14 protein-coding genes are annotated in these 22,282 nt (G+C 41.1%); 3 read left to right on the forward strand and 11 right to left on the reverse strand.

The window, feature by feature from the left end; all coding sequences use genetic code 11:
- Positions 1-578 precede the first annotated feature (578 nt).
- Entirely contained in the window at positions 579-1,562 is a 984-nt protein-coding gene (locus E0E36_RS09885) for an endonuclease/exonuclease/phosphatase family protein (protein WP_242627173.1), read from the forward strand.
- 249 nt (positions 1,563-1,811) lie between these two features.
- Here the strand turns inward: E0E36_RS09885 and E0E36_RS09890 are convergent, their stop codons facing one another.
- The 8 genes from E0E36_RS09890 to E0E36_RS09925 form a co-directional block, all read right to left on the reverse strand.
- The gene (locus tag E0E36_RS09890; protein ID WP_130855805.1) at positions 1,812-2,978 is read right to left on the reverse strand and encodes a glycosyltransferase family 4 protein; all 1,167 of its coding nucleotides are present in this window, start codon (positions 2,976-2,978) and stop codon (positions 1,812-1,814) included.
- 6 nt (positions 2,979-2,984) lie between these two features.
- Entirely contained in the window at positions 2,985-3,959 is a 975-nt protein-coding gene (locus tag E0E36_RS09895; RefSeq protein WP_130855806.1) for a flippase-like domain-containing protein, read from the reverse strand.
- 7 nt (positions 3,960-3,966) lie between these two features.
- Positions 3,967-5,142, reverse strand: coding sequence for a glycosyltransferase family 4 protein (locus tag E0E36_RS09900; protein ID WP_130855807.1), 1,176 nt, complete (start codon positions 5,140-5,142; stop codon positions 3,967-3,969).
- 362 nt (positions 5,143-5,504) lie between these two features.
- Entirely contained in the window at positions 5,505-5,933 is a 429-nt protein-coding gene (locus tag E0E36_RS09905) for a retropepsin-like aspartic protease (protein WP_130855808.1), read from the reverse strand.
- Positions 5,934-5,949: 16 nt separating this feature from the next.
- Positions 5,950-6,888 (reverse strand): malate dehydrogenase, encoded by a 939-nt coding sequence (gene mdh / locus E0E36_RS09910; RefSeq protein ID WP_130855809.1) that lies wholly within the window; start codon positions 6,886-6,888, stop codon positions 5,950-5,952.
- Positions 6,889-7,081: 193 nt separating this feature from the next.
- On the reverse strand, positions 7,082-9,382 hold the full coding sequence (gene tamL, locus E0E36_RS09915; RefSeq protein WP_242627174.1) for a translocation and assembly module lipoprotein TamL: 2,301 nt from the start codon (positions 9,380-9,382) through the stop codon (positions 7,082-7,084).
- A complete protein-coding gene (locus E0E36_RS09920) occupies positions 9,372-14,651 on the reverse strand; it encodes a translocation/assembly module TamB domain-containing protein (RefSeq protein ID WP_130855811.1) in 5,280 nt (1,759 codons plus the stop codon). The genes tamL and E0E36_RS09920 overlap by 11 nt, the downstream gene beginning before the upstream one ends.
- 247 nt (positions 14,652-14,898) lie before the next feature.
- A complete protein-coding gene (locus tag E0E36_RS09925; protein ID WP_130855812.1) occupies positions 14,899-15,099 on the reverse strand; it encodes a hypothetical protein in 201 nt (66 codons plus the stop codon).
- Between the two features lie 151 nt (positions 15,100-15,250).
- Between E0E36_RS09925 and E0E36_RS09930 the strand changes: the two genes are divergently transcribed.
- Together E0E36_RS09930 and E0E36_RS09935 are read left to right on the forward strand one after the other, a co-directional pair.
- A complete protein-coding gene (locus E0E36_RS09930; protein ID WP_130855813.1) occupies positions 15,251-15,472 on the forward strand; it encodes a hypothetical protein in 222 nt (73 codons plus the stop codon).
- 67 nt (positions 15,473-15,539) lie between these two features.
- Positions 15,540-16,619, forward strand: coding sequence for a Gfo/Idh/MocA family protein (locus E0E36_RS09935; protein ID WP_013667179.1), 1,080 nt, complete (start codon positions 15,540-15,542; stop codon positions 16,617-16,619).
- A gap of 39 nt (positions 16,620-16,658) precedes the next feature.
- On the opposite strand, the gene E0E36_RS09940 is transcribed toward E0E36_RS09935, so the two are convergent.
- From E0E36_RS09940 to E0E36_RS09950, 3 genes are read right to left on the reverse strand one after another with little or no spacing between them, the layout of a single operon-like run.
- Positions 16,659-17,525: a hypothetical protein gene (locus tag E0E36_RS09940; RefSeq protein ID WP_130855814.1), complete on the reverse strand. Its 867-nt coding sequence runs from the start codon at positions 17,523-17,525 to the stop codon at positions 16,659-16,661.
- Between the two features lie 19 nt (positions 17,526-17,544).
- Positions 17,545-19,134, reverse strand: a complete 1,590-nt coding sequence (locus E0E36_RS09945; protein ID WP_207303745.1) for a RagB/SusD family nutrient uptake outer membrane protein — start codon at positions 19,132-19,134, stop codon at positions 17,545-17,547.
- Between the two features lie 19 nt (positions 19,135-19,153).
- Entirely contained in the window at positions 19,154-22,249 is a 3,096-nt protein-coding gene (locus E0E36_RS09950) for a SusC/RagA family TonB-linked outer membrane protein (protein ID WP_130855815.1), read from the reverse strand.
- Positions 22,250-22,282 lie beyond the last annotated feature (33 nt).

A 22,282-nucleotide genomic window follows, 5' to 3' on the forward strand; every position in this document is an offset into this window, starting at 1 on the left:
AGAGAGTAGTTAATAGGACTTAAATTAGGACGTAAGGTATGTTCCCAACTACCAGATTCCCTTGTTCACTGGAAGGAGATGAATAGGAAGTAGTGAGTAGTTAATAGTGAATGGAGTAGGAGTTAAATGAGGACGTAGGGCCTATTCCCAACTAACAGGGTCCCTTGTTCACTGGAAGGAGGTGAGTAGTGAGAAGGGAGTAGTTAATAGTGAATAGGACTTAAATGAGGACATAAGGCATGTTCCCAACTACCAGGTTCCCTTGTTCACTGGAAGGAGGTGAGTAGTGAGAAGGGAGTAGTTAATAGTGAATAAGACTTAAATGAGGACGTAAGGTATGTTCCCAACTACCAGGTTCCCTTGTTCACTGGAAGGAGGTGAGTAGGGAGTAGTTAACAGTGAATGGGGTAGGACTTAAATGAGGACGTAAGGCCTATTCCCAACTACCAGGTTCCCTTGTTCACTGCGGGAATATAGCGTACTGCCTATAGCCTAAAAAAAATAACATTCCTTTAACATTTAAACGACGTTCTGTTTAACTCTCCATGCTAGTTTTATGCCAGGAAAGCCTTACTTTTATGGAACTTATTCTTCGTCGTAAACTAAGCAGAAAGTGGATGAACTTCTTCTTTATTACCTGTCTTTTGTTTTTGGTTGTGAAGCGATATTTTCAAGTTTGTCGTGTTCCTACACAAAGTCATTCGTTTATTAGCTTCAATACCCATCCTCCTGAAGAATTGCCCATCAATTATGAGGGTGAATTTTCCGTCATAACTTATAATATAGCGGGTTTGCCACAGCTTATTTGCAGCGCTGTTACCGAGCGTTCGTCAAGTATTGCAGAAATTGGGCGTCGATTGAATGATTATGATATTGTTCATGTGCAGGAAGACTTTAACTATAATAGCTTCTTGTACTATAGTGGTAATGAGCATCCTTATAAAACCAAAACGAAAGGAGGCGTACCTTTTGGTGATGGTTTGAATACACTCTCAAAATATCGTATTACGGAAATACACCGCATTCCTTGGAATAATTGCACAGGGGCGGACTGTTTGACACCTAAGGGTTTTACGTTTAGTAAGATTGAAGTAGGGAAGGGCGTATTTATCGATTTTTATAATGTACACGCAAATGCGGCGGATGATCCGGCCGCTGCTGCCGCGAGACGGAAGAATATGATTCAACTGTCCAATTATATTAAAGAGCACTCAGGCGATCGAGCGGTCATCGTTATGGGTGATTTAAATGCGCACTTCTGCTATGAACATGACAATATTCGCGATCTGCTTGCCCAAAATGGTTTGAAAGATGCATGGGTAACGCTCAAGGCTAAGGATAGCTTCCCCGCTTTCAAAAAATTTGTGAAAGAGGATATTTTGAAGTTGACTGACGACTGTGAGTCTATCGATAAGATACTCTTTCGAAGCAGTGCTGATCTGTTGCTGACTCCAAATGCCTACCGTTTCGAGAACGAGAAATTCAATAATAAAGAAGGAATACCGCTCTCGGACCATTGCCCCGTGAGTTTATCGTTTAGTTGGCAGCAACGTAGTTATTAGTTGTTGGTTATTAGTTATTGGTTATTAGTTGTTGGTTATTGGTTGTTGGTTGTGGGTTATTGGTTGTGGGTTGTGGGTGTGAGTTTTCTTCCTGTCTTTATGTTCTAGCAGGTATCAAGTATCAAGACACCAGCCTACCGGCAGGCAGGTAAGTATCAGGACATAAGTATCACGACTTTCCGTTCTATGTCAACTATTTTCCTGTTCAACTACTCAACAACTTAACTACTTAACAACTCGGCGACTTAACTACTCAACTAACCCCAAAAATGCCTCATAATAAGCTTTGACCATTTTCTTCCAACCGAAGTGTCTTTTTGTATAATTAACCGACGCTGTCTTTTTCTCCTCGTCGCTAGGTTTCTTCATAAACTCGTTTAGTGTCGTAATCCATTCTTCTGCTTGTTCTGATGGTAACAGATAACCGTTCTTCCCGTGTTTTACAGCGTCCGAAATACCTCCTGTGTGGGAGGCAAAAACAGTTGTTCCACATAAGGCAGCTTCCAAACAAACCAGGCCAAAGCCCTCCATATCACCCTCTACTTCGATATTGGGCATAATAAAGGCACTTGCATGATACAGGATGTTCAGAATTTCATCGAACGGCAATCGTCCCAAGTGTTTGGCTCTTTTTCTTATTTCAGGCTTGCTTAATAACTGACGCAATTTCGGCTCATCGGTGGCCGCACCTAGAAATAACGCAAGTTTGTTTCGGAAAAAGGGTGGAAGGAATTTAAAGAAGCGTTCTTGTTTGGTTGCTTTCCAATGAAACGGCCCTATAAAGAGCAATAAATAATCATGTTGCAAATGAGGCATTACGCGTTCGACAAACCAAGAAAATCCCTTTCTCTTAACGGGCCTGCCCATGGCTACCAATAATTGTTTTCCACGAATATCCAAACGGTACCTTGCTTGGAAATCGTCATGGAAATTTAATGAGAATTTATGTTTAGGTATTTTTTCATCGACACCGTTTGAAATGACTCGTAGCTTTCCCGTAGCGATCCCCACGCTTTGTGCGGCTTGGGCCGTAGCTTTGCTTACTGCCACGATAAGATCAAAGCGATTCAGTTTTGGGAGAATAAATTTCCTATATAAAAAACTCGGAAAGACGACGTCTAAACCATGTATGGTAACCGTGTGTTTAATGTGCGGATTGAATCGACAGCACAATAAATAATAGGAGGCAATCAATGCATCATTAAAATGGATAAGTTTAATATTGGGATGCTGATTGATAAGATGTCTTATGTTTTTTCCGAGTGCTAGAAAAAAGCTCAGCCGGCTACCGATGCCTTTGTATATTAACTCGTGCACCGTACACCATTTTCTCATACCCACTACCAGTTCATAGCTTTGCTTTTCCATACCGCCGGTAGTAGGGGGATATTTATGACTTACAAATAGAACTTCCATGAATAATTATACTGCTTGCAGTTGCGGGGCCTTTCTATGATATACAACATAACTGATACCGCCAAAAAGTAACCAAACGAGTTGTCGAGCCCGCCGGACAACGGAGACGCTAAGCCATAGGCTGCCCGTTATACCAATAAATTCTAACATAAATTGATTGCCATACTCTTCAATACCGATTTGCCCCGGAATTATTGCGCCTGCTGATTTAAAAAAAATAACGCCCATATCCATGGCTAAACTTTCAATTACGTCAATATTGATATCCAGCGAATGCAAGATGAGCAGGAATTCAAGGGAACCGACAAACCAATGGAGCGAGAAAAAGAGAAACGACAGCCATAGCGCCTTTTTCTCTTGGTGATAGTATAACTTTGTTTCGGATAGGGTAGTTGTTAGACTTAATTTGAGTTGACTAAAACGGGTTGTAAGTTTCTTATGCAACGATTTAGTAAGGCGAAATATTAAGAAAATAAGCAGACTGATGACTAAAAAAACAATCACAAAATAAGGGAAAAAAGACGCTACTTGTCGATTAAAACTATCGTCGCTGCTCTGCTTAAGTAGAATAGCTACCGCTAGTGCCGACAACAGAAGCTGCGAAGCGATCATCAGAAAGCGTGAAACGATAACCGATCTAATAGCCGATTTTCTTTCGATCATATAGGGTTTCAACAATTCGGCCTTTAGAAAATCGCCCCCAATAATGCTACTGGGATTAAAAAGGCTCACCGTTTCACCAATAAGTCTGATCCAAAACAATTGATAAATGTTGATTCTCTTTCGCTGGTCTCCCAAGCAATAAGCCCAGGCCAGAGTGCCTAGGAGATACGCGAGGCAGGTAAGGATCAAAACCCAGCAAAAACCCCAACCGATATGTGCTAACGACCGGGTTACCTGCGTAAGGTCTGTATGAGCAATGTAGATTCCTAAAGAAATAACAACAGATAAGAATAGTATAATTTTAATAAATCGAAGCATTCCGGTACTAAGAGGTTAGTTTGTAAATGCTGGGAACTTTGCCCAACTGCTCAATATCGTTAAAGTAAATGTCCGCTAGCCGCTCCCAGTTCCGTTTTGTGCTTTCTTGTATGCCAAGCATGCTGAATTGCCGGTGAATCGTTTTTTTATTCAATAACGTTTCTATACAGTCTACAAATTCTCCCTCACTGTTAGGATTGCAAGCAAAGCCATTAACACCATTTTCTATTAGATCTTTGGAACCCCCACCGTTGGCAATGACACAAGGCAGGCCGGGGGCCTGTGCTTCTAAAATAACATTGCCATAAGTTTCACTAACAGATGGGAAGACAAAAATGGAACTCGATGCATAAAGACTTGCTAATTCGTCGTGACCAACATGGCCTAAAAAGATTGCTTCAGGCATATTGCTTTCGCATGCTTTTCTTGCGGATCCATCTCCTACAACTAAAAAATTACATGCAATTCCTCGTATTTTAATTAATCGATAAATTTTAAAGAGCATTTTTAGGTTTTTTTCCCATACCAAGCGGCTTACAAACAAGAGTGTAGGCTGTTGGTTCCCGGTTATTTTTTCAAGCTTTGCCAGATCCTTTTTCAGCGGATTAAACAATGTATTGTCAATTCCTCTTTCCCATAGCAACATCTTCGATGCTTGAATGCCGTAATTGATTAGTTCCTGTTTAATGGATTTTGTTGGAACATAAATGCAATCACATTGATTATAAAATAATTTTTTCTTCGACGAAACATATCGCTTAACCGGGCCGATAAGAAAAGGCAAATGTTTCAAGTAGTAGTCTATATATGAAATAAAGTGGGTGTGATAAATGCTGACGACCGGGATATGCCGCTTGCTGGCGTAAGTGACCGCGAAATGCCCCAAAAGAGAAGGGGTAGCGATGTGTACGATATCCGGACCGAATGTATCTAGTTTACGGATTAATCTTCTTTTTATTAAGGAAGGAATCGATAACGTATAATTCTTATTGGAAGGAATGGTGATAGTTGGAACTTTAAGCGAAGGAAAGTCTAACAGCTGATCCGGGCCATCACCATAAATAAACATGAATTCAAAACGATCGAACGGAATCCTCTTAATAAGCTGAAACATCGTTCGGGATGCCCCATCTTTATCTTCATGCAAGATTTCCGCAAAAAACGCTACTTTAATTTTTCGCATAGCATATACTTCGTATTTATAAAGCTATCGGTTTAAATTAATAATAGCATTAATCAATTGTTATGAATTCGTCATGTAATGAAGAAAATCTAGCCGATAGCCTTGTTTTTTTCACAAAGGCATAATGCTTTTTTAAAATAGGCTTAACGCGGATACCTTAGATTTGTATCAGAGTTAAATAGTAATTGATTCATGTAAATTAGGTTTGGTTAAAATTGGGAAAAGGCTCGCTGTGAAGCGCGCCTTTTTTTGTTGTTATTAGCTGTTAGTTATTAGCTGTTAGTTATTAGCTGTTAGTTATTAGTTGTTAGTTGTTAGTTATTAGTTATTGGTTGTTAGTTGTTAGGTGCTATTATTAAACTCTATTCCTTCATGCTAAGTGTCAGGGTCATTTTTCCATAGTCAATGATACCTTGATATTGGGTGAGTATATCGCCGCCAATAACGCCGATTACAGGCTCGACTGAAAGATTCTCGTAGGCAAAATTAATAGAAGACAGATCCAGTACGGCCACTTCAAAATTTTTAAGGTGGAAAGTGCCGATTTGAAAATCAGGAAGTTGCCAAGTAAAGCTTTCCATATTAGTCGTACCCAAACCGGTAGATACGCGGTCACTGCTTTTAAGTTGCTCATTACCTATGTGACGCTCTACGATTGTTTTGTCGAATACAGTTTTGGACGCACCCGTGTCCAATACAGCTTTAAAGCTATGTTCGAAAACAACGACTTCCACCAATAAGTGGAAGCCGTCATCTTGAAGATTTAATAATGCTAGTGGTATTTTAATCATTAACGATATTAGTTTTTTAGATGATTTTACTCTCAGAAAGCACGTTATTCATGCTTCTCACGGCTTCGGCACTTTGTCTGAATTTAGCCTTGTCTTCTTCGTCCAATTGAAGAGCAATTATTTTTTCGGCGCCGTTTTTACCGATAATAACAGGAACTCCCAACGTGATGTCCTGCTCACCATATTCGCCTTCTAAATAAACAGAAGCCGTGAATAGTTTTTTCTGATTTCTGACAATACTTTCCACCATCCCGGCGATAGCTGCACCCGGCGCATACCAAGCAGAGGTGCCTATAAGTTTCGTTAAAGTGGCTCCACCTACCATCGTGTCGGCTACTACTTGTTCCTGTTGCTGTGCAGATAAAAACTGTGTCACTGGAATACTGTTCCAAGTGGCGTGTTTTATCAACGGAATCATCGTAGTATCACCGTGCCCGCCTATGACAATGGCGTTTAAATCGGAAGGAGAGGCTCCGGTATGCTGACTGATCTGATATTTAAATCGGGAAGAGTCCAATGCGCCACCCATACCGATAATTCTGTTTTTAGGTAAGCCAGTGGCTTTAAGGGTAAGGTAGGTCATGGTGTCCATGGGGTTAGAAACCACTAGAATAATCACCTCAGGCGAATATTTTAGCAGATTCTCGGCAACCGATTTAACAATATTTGCATTTGTTCCGATCAATTCCTCACGTGTCATTCCCGGTTTACGCGGTATACCTGAAGTAATAACAGCAACGCTTGATCCGGCAGTTTTTTCATAATCATTTGTTACCCCCGTGATTTTAGTGTCAAATCCTAAAAGGGCTGCGGTTTGCGAAATATCCTGCGCCTTGCCTTCGGCAACTCCTTCTTTGATATCCAGCAGTATAACTTCTTCTGCAAGTTCTTTCCTTGTGATATTGTCTGCAGCGGTTGCGCCTACGGCACCGGCGCCAATAACGGTGATTTTCATAAATTTCCGGAATTAAATGATTCGTTAAAATTATTGTTTTTTACCTCAGTTCCGCACGATGGTAAAATAGTAAAAAGGAATGGGAATGGCAAAACAAGTCGTAAGTTATAAGTCATAAGTTGTATGCTATTACTTATATGGGGTAAATCGTGTTACCGTTGCTACTAACAACTCAAAAACTTATAACGTATAACTAAAACGGATAACCAATAGCCAAGTTGAAGACCAAGTTATCACGTCGCCAATCAGGGTCTCTAAAATTAATTTTATTGAAAACCCAGCGCTGGCCATCCGGTAAATAAGGGATACGGAGTGGAATAGCAAGATCCGTTCTTAAAATGAGGAAAGTCAGATCAAAGCGGAGCCCCACGCCGCCGCCAACCGCTAATTCCTTAAAGAAATTCTTGGAAAATTTACCACCTTGAAATACCGTATCTGCATTTTGTAACCAAATGTTACCGGCGTCGATAAAGGCCGCCCAATCTAATATACTAACAATCTTAGACCGATACTCTAAATTGAATTCCATGCGGATATCACCGGTCATATCCGGAACGAAATTATCGTTTCCAAATCGCTCGGGGTTATAAGATCCCGGACCAATTGCCCGGGCTCTAAAAGCACGTAGACTGTTAGGCCCACCCGCAAAGAACTGCTTCACATAGGGAAGTCGAGTCGAATTGCCATAGGAATAACCATAACCAAACAAAGCACGAGCGGCAAGCGTCCGATTTTGCCCCAGTTTCATATAATGACGGTACTCAATTTCGGTTTTAATATATTGCGAAAATGCAGCGTTAAAAATACTGTCTTGCTTCCCTTTTTTTACGTTTGATCCCAAAATCAAGCCAACGGTATTGGCGGAAAGATCCAAACCACCGGAAAAGTAAAAGGTATGTTTCCTGTCGGTTTCCATGGTATTGGTATAGGTAAATTTGTAGTTCGGACCAAAGGTGAACTGTCGGTCGATCGCTCTTTGTAAATAGGGAAACTCTGTAGCTAAGCTATCGTAAAAGCGGGTTACATTTACCGGTTGCACGTAAGCAACGTCTAATACGTTCAGTTGATGTGTTTTTTTTGCGGATTCCTGCCAGTTATAGCCCCATGCAAAACGTAACGAATTCAAACGGTAGGCCTGTCTTCTATTTAGAAATTCGTAGCCTACCAGCGTGGTAGTATGCGGGACGAACCGACGCGTAGGCTCCCAACCAAAAGGAGCAATGATACGTGGCCAAGTTAAGGAGGCTTCTAAACCATAACGGTAAAAATTGGAGTTGATATTGATACCACCACCTGATTGCACTTCGTAGCCGCCATAAGCAGTTAAACGTAAAAGTTCGGCTCCTTTGAACGCATTTCGATGACTCCAGCTGACGTTAACCTCGGAACCATTGTAAACAGCAGCTGTTTTACCAAGCAATTCAACACGTACAGCCTTTTTTTGTTGTGGCGTAAGGTAGTAATGGACATCTAATTTATTGCTTTTTCCACGATCGGCCAACATAAAGTTATTTTTAACAAAGCGGAAAGTTCCCATTCCGACAAGCTGGCTAATCGTTTGATTTTGCCGATCTCGGTTATAAAGATCGCCTTTATGGAAAAACATCGTTCTGGCGAGTGCAAACTTTCGAAAGGTCCGATGTGGATCTATAAAATAAAAGCCTTTGTATTCTTCGGCATCTTTGGGAGTAGCCACTTCATAATTACCCTGAACTAGTGAATATTCCGGATAAATGAAAATGTTGTTGATCGTATAAGGTTGTTTCGCATTTTTTGGTGTTTCCTCTTTTAGTTTGACATTCATGTCTACCATGTGATTGCCAATCATACTGTCTACCTGTACCAAAAGGTGATCAGGGCTGAAAAAATAATAACCTTTATCCTTGAGGATATTATCAATCCGCTCGCGTTCCGCAATGATCCTATCCAAGTTATAAGGTCTACCGGGCACCAAAAGCGATCCTTCCTGCGCTAATTTTAACTCCCTTCCAATCTGTGTAGTTGTGTCAGCTTCATACGTTACTTTATTGATACGGTAAATTTTATTGGTCGTAGCTACATAGTTCAGCGTCGCCTTTCTGTTTTCAATAGTCGTATCTGTCGTTACATAAGCATTAAAGAAGCCGATGTTTTCCAACCTATTCCTGACGAGATTTTCATTGTACGGAACATTTACATCTTGGAGCAATACCGGAGGTTCACCTACTTTATTTTTCAACCAGTGTTTAAATCCTTTGTTTTTCTTGGGCTGACCGGCAATGTTATAGAAATAGAGTTTGGTACGTAAGCCTAAAAACTTCTTATTCGGACGCGGCCGTAGCACCCCCTCCAGTCGTTCGGTTAGCGGTCCTCTATACTGGTCCGGAATCGAATCGTTATTCAATTCCACCTCACCTTTCACATACAAGTTTTCACCTTCCTTTAAATACTTGATATTACTACAGGAAGCAAAAAGTACTGAAATCGCTATATATGTGTATATTTTAATTCTCATCGTTGCTCTTCTCTGATGATTCTTGCTCTGTAACTTCATCCTCATTCCGGTAGGCTTTGTTTAACTTTTCGACGTGATCCGCAGGTATGTCTTCTTTCTTTTCTTCGGCCACCCCATCTTCTTTCTTCGTCTCCTTAGGTTGATGGTCATTGCGGCGCTCCACACTATCCTGGCCGTTTTCATCCTCCTCATCATTTTTTTCCAAATGCTCTTTCATCTCCTCTGCTCGTTCTTCATTAAGCTTTTGAATGCGCTTAGCGCTCATAAACAGCTCCCTGAATTCATCGTAATTCATATTGATAATGAAACCCAGCCCGGTCTCAATAAATTGGCCCTGTAGGGTTACCTGATATTGATTTTTTCGATATACACGGGCGATATAACGACCGTCTCTTGATAATTGGTATTCAACCGAGATATCACCCGCAATATTCGTAGCCTTTTGACCAGGTTGCGTAGCTCCTTCTAATTCAAAATTGGAGCCGACGGTCACTTTCAACCGATCATCTAACATTCGTTTTGAAACCCCGACGTTTAGATCTGTCCGATTTTGCGCTTGCCCCGTGCTATAGTCATCCGCAGTAGATTGTAGATCAAAATTCAATTCTACACCGGCAATTAGATCACCGGCCATTTTATTTAGCTGACTTGTTAACAAACTACTAACGCTGGATCGTACCATCGTTTCAGTGCTGGATCCGCCTGCACTGGAGAAAGGATTCTCAGCGATAAACCTACCTAATACAATCAGAGCAAAGGTCTGCTTGTTCATCTCCGAAGGGTTGTCTCGTAGTTGTGCCAGTTTTGCTTCTACATTTTGGGTCACATCTTGCGATACCGTATTGGCATTTCCGCCGGTTCCCAAATCAATGTCAAAAGAAATCTCGGGTTTTAACATTTTGCCCCCTATATGAAGATTGACATTGAAAGGAAGGCGTTGTCGATAATAATTTGCTTGCGTGCCGGTAACCTGTACCAAATCAATCGGTTGTGCTTGCAAGGTATAAACTGCCGTCATATTAAGATCAGCGTCCATAATGTCGCCACCCCAAGTGATTGTACTTCCTTTTTTAAAGTCAAATCTTCTTTTGATCATATTAAAGGATAGGGAATAGTTACCTTCTTCCACTTCGTAAGTTCCGGCAAGGGTCATCTCGCCGCCCGGATTGATACCGAAGTTAAGTAGAGCCTGGCCTTTGACAAATAATTTATCGCCGGTTCCGGGATCAACGATCACAGTAAAGGCCGCGTTTCTATCCACATCGATATTTAAGGATATGTTCATCCCGGTAATGGTATTGCCCGTCGTTTCGGTTGTATCGTAAACCGCTAAGATCTCCGCGCTATCTCGAGGACTCAAACTAGTAAATTCTACAATGCCCTCACGTTCCACTAAACCGGGATCCGTTTCTGGCATGGTCAGTGTCATGTCGGTATTTTCATTGACTCTTAAGGTACCATTCACAGACGGACTCATGGCTGCGCCACGGATACGCAGGTCGGTATCGATGTTCAGTTTTCCATAGAATAAGTTGTTATCGACCTCTGTAGAATTTAAAACCTGGAAATCATCAGCTTTTACGTCCATACCCAAAGCAAATTCGGTATACGTCTTTGTTCTGATATTGCCATTGATAATCGCTTTATTACCAACACTATCAGTCAAGGTAAATTGTTTAAAGCTGATGCCTCGATCATTGAAATTAATCCGCTGCTGATCCATGTTAAACGTAGCGTTTAGCATGGAAATATTCATTCTGGCTCGGTTAAAGATCAAATCGCCGTTGATGATCGGTGCATCTAAACTTCCCGTTAAATCAAGCTTTCCGGAAATGCTTCCGGATGAGCGCCTTAAATTGCCGAAACTAAAGGCTTCGATGGTACTCATATTAAGATTATTAACCAACAAATCAAAATCCATCGTAGATTCGGCGTCAAGCGGTGTAATATAGTCGCCACTTAATTGAATATCGTTTCCTTTTCCTTGAATAGTAATATTCGCATTGTAGGTGTTTTCCTTCGCATTATTTATTTGAACGCCAATATCTCCAATAGTGTCTTTGCCAAAGTAGAAGTCGTTGATGGTTATATCGGATGTAAAAACGGGGTAGCCATCGAGTCGATCGACTAAGGCATTACCGTTTATTCCGCCACCTAAGTCTAAATTTGCACTTTCCACCATATTAGCAAAAGTTTCAATACGAAAGTTTTTGAAATTAACGGCTAAAGGTGAATTGGGTACGGAGTCTTGCGATGCAATAGTCATTTCTTGCCCATTTTGGCTGAGATCGAAGTGAGAAGCCAATAAACCTTTTGCGCCAAAGCTAATAGCGTTTTGGGGATTAACGGACCATTTGTCATAATTTAACATAAGGCCGTTTTCCTTTAAGGAAAAGAGAAAGTCTTCGGCACGGGCCTGTAGATTAGCGCCCAAATGATATTGCTCTTTACCTTTCTTATCTTTGATCCACAAACCCGCATCAATAGAACTGTTCTTTACGGTACCGCTTAAAAGTGTATTCATGATTTCGATACCGGATACTTTAATGTTATTAATAAGTGCAGCGTAGTAGAGTGTACTATCTAAAGTGTTGACATCAAAGCTAACATTTTGTATATCGGTGCCTGCATATACCGCCTTCGGTGCAACACCCTTAATGTTAATCGATTTGGTTTCGCTATTGAAGTTGCCGTCTAAAGTAATAGGTTGCATTTCGGTTAGTTCCGGCATTACACGGATGATGAGTGGTGACCTTCTGAAAGTTGCACCAAATTCGATTTGTGCAGGACTATATGCAGGAATGGTGTCCGGTAGGCCTGTCTTTTTATTAATGGCCGGATTGGGATTATAATACGTGTTTAGTATATCCTGAAAAGCATAGGATAAAGAAGTGAGTTTATAAGATCCAATCATATGTGCATGGAGAAACTCAGAACGTAATTGTAAGAGATTTTGACTACTGTCAGTCTGCGCAATCAAACTGATCGTGTCTAATACGTATCGATCAGTATTATAAGCGATAATAGCATTTGTTAAATCCAGCTTTCCATTGAGATAATCTGGATCGGCTGAATCAAAATTAGCAAGCAATTTGCCATGAAACCGGATATTGTCGTTGGTCAGGTTTAAATTTTTGGTGTTGATACTATCCACTAGTAGATCCATGTTAAACGTTGGGTATCGCTCTTTCAAGTTTGCAAATGCCTGCATTTCCAGGCTTATGTTTGGATCTTTACTGCTAAGCGATGCTTTTACATCGCCACTATTGGCTGTGGCCGCTAAGTTTATATTGGTATAGGTATAACCCAGGGCTTCCGCACGTATCAGCTTGGCTTTGGCATCTGCTACTAGTTTAGATGGATCAAGACCTTTCCCTTTGATTTGTGCAGCAAATGATATCTTTCCAAGTGTTGAATCCATCTTCATCAGATGACCTACATTCACATCTTGGATTGTAATATCTGCATCATAACTCGTATCCCTTTGGGCGGCATAGTTTGCTCGGAGATTTGCATTTCCCATAGATGATCGAAGATGCATGTTGGTAGTAAATTGATTAAGCCCTCCTTTGAACGTACCGTTCAAGTTCAGCTGTTTTGGCAATTCGATGCTATCAGGCAGCATGCTCTTCGCTACCAAGCGATCCAGGTCTCGCTTTCCGGTCTGTAGATCTTTTAATTGTAAATCGATATAGAATTTGTCGATGTCAGGTAATCCTTTTATATGTGCGCTGGCTTGCAAGCGGGTTTGATCTAAGGTTGTAAATGTCAAATTAGCTATGCGAAGATCATCAACACGCCCCTTTACGTTTCCGTCCACAAAAAAGGTATGGCCGAGTAGCGGCTTCATTACTTCCATCGTATCTAAATCCGGAACTAACAAGAGTACATCCTTCATTCCAATTTTACTCTTTTGGATATTAGCATTCAATTGAATTTCGCCAATGCGCTCCGTAATTTGTTCCAGCGAGGGATAGTTTACCCGGGCATAGTTTCGAATAAGGGTGTTAGGGGTTTCAATGTATAAGTCTTTTGCCTCCGCGCCTTTTTCTGTATAGACGAAATCAGCTTCCGCTTTCGTGATGGTAAAGCCACTTCTATCCTTGAAATTCAATTGGTTTAGCTTCCCACTTATCGAATCAATCGAAAAGAAAAAGTCAGACATTTTCAGGTCTACGCCCGTCATATCAAGATTTCCATAATCCATGCCCTTGGCCACTTTTGGCTGATTTGCGTCAAAATAAGCAAGTTTATTCTTTCCAATAATTAAGTCGGAGATATTTACTTGCCATTTTATAGGTGTGGTTTCGCCGGTATCAAGCGTAAAGGTGCTAGGGGTTGGTTTTTGTATCCTTCCAAAGGATACCTTTGCCGTATTGTTTTCTAATACGGCCTGTTTTATATCTATTCGCTCGCCACTCAAATCGATGTCTTTAAAATCAACCAAAAGTCGATCAAACAGAACTTGCGCATTTAAAGCACTTGCTTCGTCCACGTATTGTGCTTTGATATCTTCTAAGCTGACACTGCCAAGTTGAATGTCGGGGAGGGGAGCCTCTTCTCCAACGGCTGCTTCCACTCCTAAGTTTTTGCTAGATGGGATCGCTGTGGAGTCTGCTACCGTCCATTGTCTGATAGCTGTATTGACTCCTTGGATGTTGATCTTTGGAATCTCGAAACGCATTTTGTTCAGGTCGAAAGTCTTAATCCGTGTATCTAAATGGCCTAAATTGAAATCGGCATTGGTACCAATAACTTCGTCTTGATAAACGAGTCGAATACGGTTGAGATTAATCTTATCAATCGAAAACTCCATGCTGGAGGTTGTATCTTCCGGCTTAGGCTGCGTTTGCTCTTCACTAACAAATGCTCGCATAATGTAATCGAAGTTGAAGCTACTGTCAGGTAAAGTGCGGTCAATCTTGACGGTAATGCCTCTTAAATCGATTTCGTTTATTTCCACTTTGTTTTTTAGGAGCTTAAGTAGACTTATATCGACTTTTAATTGCTCTCCTGCGAGCAATGTATCTTTCTTTTGGTCTTCGAAATAAACACCTTCCAATACCAATAATTTAGGTAAATCGAGCGATACCCTTTCAATTTTAACCGGCGTTTCGATTTTTTTCTCCAGATAGGATACTACTTGTTGGACCAAAAAATTCTGAACGGCTGGAATACGAATTAAAATAAAAATCAGGAGTACTAAACCAATGATACTACCAACGACCCATAAAATGGTCTTGAGTGCAATTCTTCCAACTTTATTCAAAATAATATATTCTTAAAAGTGTTCCCAAATTCATGTGTTTTCGAACCCCTAACGAATGCTGTCGCTCTTTTGCTTTTCACCTGTTTGTGTTAATGACCCTCTTCCCCCGGTAAACCTTCAGCACTCAAATAGTTGTGCAGAATAGAAAAAACAAAGGTATCAAACTTTGATAAAAGACAGGGCCGATCTTGTTTTAAATAACGTTTTTTTTGTTTTTTATACTTGATATTATTGGCAGCTTTACTGCTTAGGTAAGCATCCACACAATGATCAGAATAACGACAATCAGCGCCAGTATCAAAAATAAAAATCTTCCTGAACCTCTGTCTGTTTTTTCGAATGCTTCCGGTGAGGGTCCTGGATTTTCTTTATGTGCCACATAATCCTCTTCAGCCTTCGTTTTACTGCTGTTTTTATCATTATCTACCATTTTCTCTCTTCCTGTCATTTTATTAATGCGTCCATCTGAGCTGTTTTTACATTCTTAACTCTAAACACGCTTTTGGACAAAAGGTTTAGCCTAATTCATCCTTTATCTCAGATAAAGTCAACAACAAAGCGCTTGTTAAATTGTATTAATAGGGAAGAAGCTTTTTGATATGCATACAGATAAAGAGATTAAGGACTGGGTTTGCAGTCACATTCACCAACTCATTCAGGAAAATGAGGCCTCGAGTGAAACTGAATTCAAAACGAGTGTCGATATAGAAGGGGAGGATGGCCGTGTACATACTTATACCGTTTTTCTGGAAAGAAGCAATATAAATGACAGGGAAGAATGGATTGTCCGCAACATTGTTAGACCGGAGCAATTGCAATAATTAGGATACAATGGCTTTTTGTTTGCCTGAATCACTACCTTTAGCCTGACAGAATAGCCATACACTCATGAATCTATTATTTAAAGTAACGCTTGCTATTGTTTTGCTTATGCCTAACCATCTATTCAGTAGGGAGGTATTAAAAGTTGCCGTGGCTGGCCTAAACCATGACCATGTACATCTTTTGCTGAATTTGTATGAGCAACGGAAAGTTGATATAGTAGGAATAGCTGAATCAGATGAACAGTTAGTGCGAAGAATGCAAACAAGGTATAAAATTCCGGGGAATCTGTTTTACAAAGATCTTGCTACCTTATTACAACATGTAAAGCCAACCGTTGTACTCGCGTACAATCCCACGAATGAGCATGTACAGGTTGCTGAATTATGCATGCCGCTCAAAATACCCGTCATGGTAGAAAAGCCTTTAGCGACCAATACGGGGGAAGCTGCACGGATTGCTCAATTAGCAGAAGAGAATGCCACGCTATTTTTAACTAATTACGAAACTACCTGGTATAGAAGTAACCAACGTCTCAAAGCTTTGCTTCGTGAACAAGCAGCTGGAACTATTAGGAAAATGATGGTGAAAGATGGTCATGAAGGCCCTAAAGAAATAGGATGTAGCGAAGATTTCCTTAATTGGTTAACTGATCCGGTAAAGAATGGGGGCGGTGCTTTAATGGATTTCGGGTGTTATGGAGCTAATTTGATGACTTGGCTTAAAAACGGAGAAAGACCGAAGGCCGTTATGGCTATCACCAAACAGCTCAAACCCATGATTTATCCGAAAGTAGAGGATGATGCTACCCTTGTTCTTGAATATGCGGATGGCAGCACGGGGATTATCCAAGCTTCCTGGTGCTGGCCTTATAGCGTTAAGGATTTACAGGTGTTTACTACGAAAGAGCAGTGGCACGCAGTAAATGGGACCACGCTCCTGAAGTATACTTCGCATCAGAAACCAGAATCGATTTCGCTTACAAACGAGTATTACGAAAATCATTTAGCCTATCTAGAAGCCCTTTTAAAAGGTGAGGTGCGAGCAGACGACGATTTGTCTTCTTTAAACAATAATGTGATTGTTGTAGAAATTTTAGAAGCTGCAAAAAAATCAGCTATGGAAGGTAAGCGTGTTGAATTGTAAAATAGAAAGCAGGCTTCATACGAAGCCTGCTTTCTATTTTTACTTATTTTGACTTTCAGCAAAGTCTTTAGCTATAAAATTGTATACCAATAGCGCTAAGCCTTCACCGTCGACATCCTTATCACGGTAAACTCCTAATCGCAGCGTGTTTTCATCAAGGGCTAAAATTTCGTAGGTAGTCCAATTAGATACACCGGTAATACCGTTTTTAGCCGGCTTATATCCTCTGAGTATCGTTCCTCCGTTTATCGTTAAGGTTTTGTCGGCTATATTTAGCATATAGGTGCCTTTTTCTTGAACGTTATTTTCCATCCTCTTGATGTTCCGGAAATCGGGACTTGTTAAGAGCGAGAAGGTCATTTCACCATAATCTCCTCGTGCCATATTGTCGGGATAGATTCCTTGCCCGGCATCCCACCAAATAGTCGAGAAATTATTGGGATCAACAAAAGTCATCGGACCCTCAAAAAAAAGGCCGTCGGTGTCGAGCACCCAAGTTTTTTCATGACCGGCGCCACCGGATATATAGGTCCACATAGGATCGCTAACATAATTGAGATTATTCTCAGTAACTGTGATTTTCACAGAATCAACCTCAACAATACCACCACCTGTCATAGCCGAAAACTTAATCGTGTAATCGCCTTTAAATGCATAATGAATGGTATCTTGTTGTCGGGTTGATTTTCCGGTTTGATAATCCCATATGGATACTGTACTAGCTGTGTTATTTTTTAATATAACCGTATTACCACCTGCATCGGCATTGAAATCTTGCACAACTTCGAACTGGATTTGGGACTTATCCAAAGGTTCATCCAATTGATAGTCTTTTTTCTGACAGGAGCTTGTCAGTATAGTGATACAAGTCACGATCAGTGCTATATTTATTTTCTTTGCTTTCATTTTTAATAGCTTTAGTATGTTACCACCCTGCATTTTGAACCAGTACACCATTAGACAGGGTTATTTGATTGTTCGGAATTTGTTGTAATCCGTTTGTTTCATTGATTTTCCCGGCACTGATCGTTTTACGCACTTCTTGGCCCCCGTTTAATACGGTGGTGCTTTCAGCGATTGTTGAAGCAGCTACGTCTACGCCTTGACGTAGTAAATCCCAGTAACGAATTCCTTCTAACGCAAATTCAAGCTTGCGCTCATTCATAATGGCCGACTGACTAACCGGTTGAGCGGAAAAATTAGTGCCAAAAGCACGCCTGCGTACGGCATCAAAATAAGTTTGGGCGTTAGGGCTTCCAAGTTCTGCTGCCATTAAAAGCACATCCGCATAACGAATGGATACATAATCTTGGAATTGGCCAATTTGAAAGTTGACCCCTCCTTTGTTTACGGCAATGCTGTTTCCGTTTTCATCTACCAATGGGCTGTACTTTTTGTTGTAATAGCCGGTATACTCTCTTTGCTTACTTTGATTGGTGAAGTTGATGCCCTCTTCTGCGATGGCGATGATGGAAGCTGTTCTGCGACTATCATTTCTATTATAAGCATTCCATAACTTTGGATTGACAGTTGCGCCACCCCATCCGTTGCCATAAGGAAAACTCCATTGCTCGCGCATGCCAAACATAACCATCCAATGATTACCATCCGTATTTCCATCATAGTCGCTTGTAAAGGTATACTTGATAGCAAAAACGGTTTCTTTATTATCCTCTCCCACATAGTTTTCTAAGGAGGCTGGCCATAGATGAGCAAAATTCTCTACCAACGAAAAGCCTCCGTTATTGATAACGTCTTCCAAGTAGTTGAGTGCAGCACTACGGTCAACCACGCCTGCCAAGTCGGTTTGCTTGTAGTAACCTGTATAATAAAGGAACACTCGGCCCATTAAACTTTCAGCTGCCCATTTTGTAACCCGCCCATAAGTGGCGGTTGGTTGGCTTGCGTAAGATGTTGCCGGCAAATTTTCTATAGCGAACTTAAGATCATTGGCTATAACCGTATAAACTTCATTAGGATCGGCTTGCGGTATATTTTCATTGCTCGGCTCCGTTAATAAAGGAACGTGCCCCCATAACCGGATCATATCAAAATACAAATAGGCACGGATAAAACGTGTTTCTGCTTCGTATACAGGACGCAGATCGGCTTTGTTTCCCCATTCTATACCGTCCAATTTTCCTAAGAGCATATTACATCGATAGATTGCCTTATAATAGGCGATCCAATTATCAACAAATAAATTTTGGTCAGCGGGTGAACGTAGCCGATCAAATTCGTCCAACATTTGATAACCAAAGCCGTCCGAATTACCCGTACCACCAAAGCAGTTATCAGATAGGATCTCAGTGGCAACTGGTAAGCTAACGCCACCGGCCCAAACGATCTGTAAACCATCGTAACAGCCGACAAGAGCTTTATATGCATCGTCCGTGGTACGATAAAAGTTTTCATCCGTCAATTCGGTTATTGGCTCTGTATCTAAAAATCCTTTCGTGCACGATCCTAATGTTAACGTGCTCGCTAAAAGCGTATAGAGAATGAAATTTTTCATTTTTTCAATAGATAATTGGTTAAAAAGTAATGTTAGTTCCAATCATAAAAGTTCTTGGGCGTGGATAATAACCTAGGTCGACACCACTGGCAAATCCTTCGGCATATCCTATTTCCGGATCCATACCGTCATATTTCGTAAAAGTGAAGGCGTTCAATACAGAAGCAAATAGGCGAACTTTTCTTAAATAATTCTTTTTAATGATTTTTCCGAAATCATAACCCAATGTAATGGTACTTACACGAAGGAAATCACCGTCATGAATGTATAGGTCAGAAAAGTTAGTCCAGTTACGTGCATCTTCGGTAATGCGAGGAGTGGTATTCGATGATCCCGGCCCGTGCCAACGGTCAAGTATGGCGGTTGTGTAATTGGAATATGGATCCGTATGATTGCGGTACGATTGCACTAATTGATTACCTGCCACGCCCGAAGCCTGAATTGCTAAATCGAAACCTTTATAATTAGCTGTAATACTGAAACCATAGGTAAAGTCGGGGTTTGGGTTGCCAATCATGGTTTTATCCGTTTCGCCGATCTGTCCGTCACCGTTTACATCAACATAACGAACATCTCCCGGTTGCGCACTGGGTTGTATAAGCGTACCATTGGCATTGCGGTAGCTGTTAACCTCGTCTTCAGTCTGAAAAATCCCATTTGTTTTATATCCCCAGAAATAGCCAATGGGAAAGCCGTTTTGTGCACGATAAAACTCACCGGAGTTAGCAAACAGTAAATTGTTGGCACCATGGATAATTCCGTCTGCAGTGGGTATACTGCCTACTTTATTTTTATTGTAAGTACCATTAAGGCCTACACTGTAGTTAAACTCACCAATATGATCATGATAATTCAATGCAAGTTCTACACCGGTGTTTTTCACATCACCGCCATTTATAAATGGTCCGTCTGCTCCCGCTGTTGCCAACACGGGAACCTGGATTAACCAATCTTTTGTGATTTTATCATACCAATCAAAGGCAATGTCCAGCCGATTTTGTAACAATCGGGCATCGAAGCCGATGTTTGTCTGTTGCGAAGTTTCCCATTTCAGGTTAACATTGCTTAAGCGACTTGGATAGGCGCCCGGTGTAAGCACACCCTCTTGATTTCCAAAGATGTAATTGGTATTCAGGAATGTTACCGGCGACATAAATTGAAAGGCATCTATTCTTTGATTACCAACCTGTCCCCAGCTCGCCCTTAGTTTAAAGAAATCCAACCAGTTTTTGGTGCTTTCTGCAAAAGCCTCGTTGGAGATAACCCAACCGGCAGAAATGGACGGAAAATATCCCCAACGATTACCGCGCGCAAATCGCGATGAACCATCCGCTCTAAAGGTCGCATTTAATAAATACGTGCCTTTATAGTTATAGTTAAGCCGTCCAAAATAAGACATACGCTTATCCGCATCATCGGGTGCGCCCCTTAAAGTCATCTGTGCTGCATCATTAGCGTTGGTGGCATTAGATAACCAGGCGTGCTCTAGATCGTTGAAGACCGCATTTATATTGGCTCCCCAGATACTCGATCCATCGTATTGAAAGGCCGAAGATCCAACCATGGCCTCAAAGTGGTGATCGTCTTTTATATCGAACGTATAACTAAGTAAATTATCCCATAGGAGGGATTTATTCTTTCCCATATTTTGATTAATTCTGGAAAAATCATTGAAAGAATAAGCAGAAAGCCTATATATGGGGGTAAAAGATCTACTTTCATTAACATTATAGTCCAGCCCTAAGCTGGTTCTAAAACGTAGGCCTTTCATAGGTTCTACTATTAAATAAACATCGCCAAATAAACGCTGACTATTGCGATCATGTTGATTGCCATAATACATGGTTGCATAAGGGTTTGCCTCACCGGTGTTCCATGAGGAATTGGTGTTGTCATAGAAATTCCCCTCTTCATCGTACATTGGCACCAAAGGACTGGTATTGAAAGCCCCCCTTAACGAGTTGTTGTATTGATTTCCTACCCCAATCCCGTTACTGTTCAAATAGGTAAATGTGAGATGTTCTCCTAACCGTATAATGTCATTGTATAAGTTGTGTTCTGAATTGATGCGATAATTGAAACGCTCATAGTTGGATAAACTTTTACCTCCTACAATTCCCTCCTGCGACGTATACGCAAAGGAAGTCGAATAGGTTGATTTTGTACTGCCCCCTTGTGCACTTAGCGAATAATTTTGCGTTAATGCATTATCCTTGAACATTTCGTCCATCCACATGGTCCCTTCTCCGAGATTGGTTATCTCTTCATTCGTAAAATAAGGCACTTTTCCGGCGTTAATAGCTCCTTCGTTCATAATAATGGCGTATTGTTTGGCATTGAGCATATCGATTTTCCTTGCCAATTTTTGTAAGCCGGTATAAGTGTCCACGGAAATTTGTGCGGGCTGATCCGATTTACCTGTTTTAGTAGTAACGAGTATCACGCCATTGGCGGCCTGTGAGCCATAAATAGCCGCAGAAGCAGCATCCTTTAGCACATCCATGGAGGCGATGTCGTTGGGATTCAGGTAACTGATGTCGTTTGTTAAAACACCGTCTACTACGTAAAGTGGACTGGCATTGGCGATCGTTCCGACACCCCGGATGATGACACGCATGCTTTCTCCCGGCTGTCCGGAGGTTGAACTAATCTGAACCCCCGGTGTTTGTCCTTGTAAAGCTTGCAGTGCATTGGTTGTGCTTTGCTTTTGAATGTCATCGCCTTTTACTTGAACAGAGGCACCGGTTATCAACTTTTTCTGCTGCACGCCATAGCCTACCACTACTACCTCGTCTAGATTTCCTGTTGTTGGCTCGAGCGCGACGTTAATAGGTGCAGCGGATGTCAATTTTACTTCCTTTTCTTGCATACCGATATAGGAAAATATCAATGACTGGCCAACGTTGGCATTAATGGAGAAATTACCGTTTTCGTCGGTTGATATACCCTGAGCGGTCCCTTTGATTTTTACACTTACCCCTGGAATAGGAAGTCGGTCTTCCGTAGAGACCACCTTCCCTCTAATTGCTTGTTGGGCGAATGTCAATTGTACTGAAAATAGCAGTAAAAGAGCCCATAATCCAAGCTGTTTAATGGTTTTTTTGAATGTTAGCATATTCATGTTTTTAGGTCTTACCGTTGCTGGCTT

Origin of the sequence: Olivibacter jilunii (genome assembly GCF_900607235.1) — a bacterium.
In the GTDB taxonomy this organism is placed as follows: Bacteria; Bacteroidota; Bacteroidia; order Sphingobacteriales; family Sphingobacteriaceae; genus Olivibacter; species Olivibacter oleidegradans.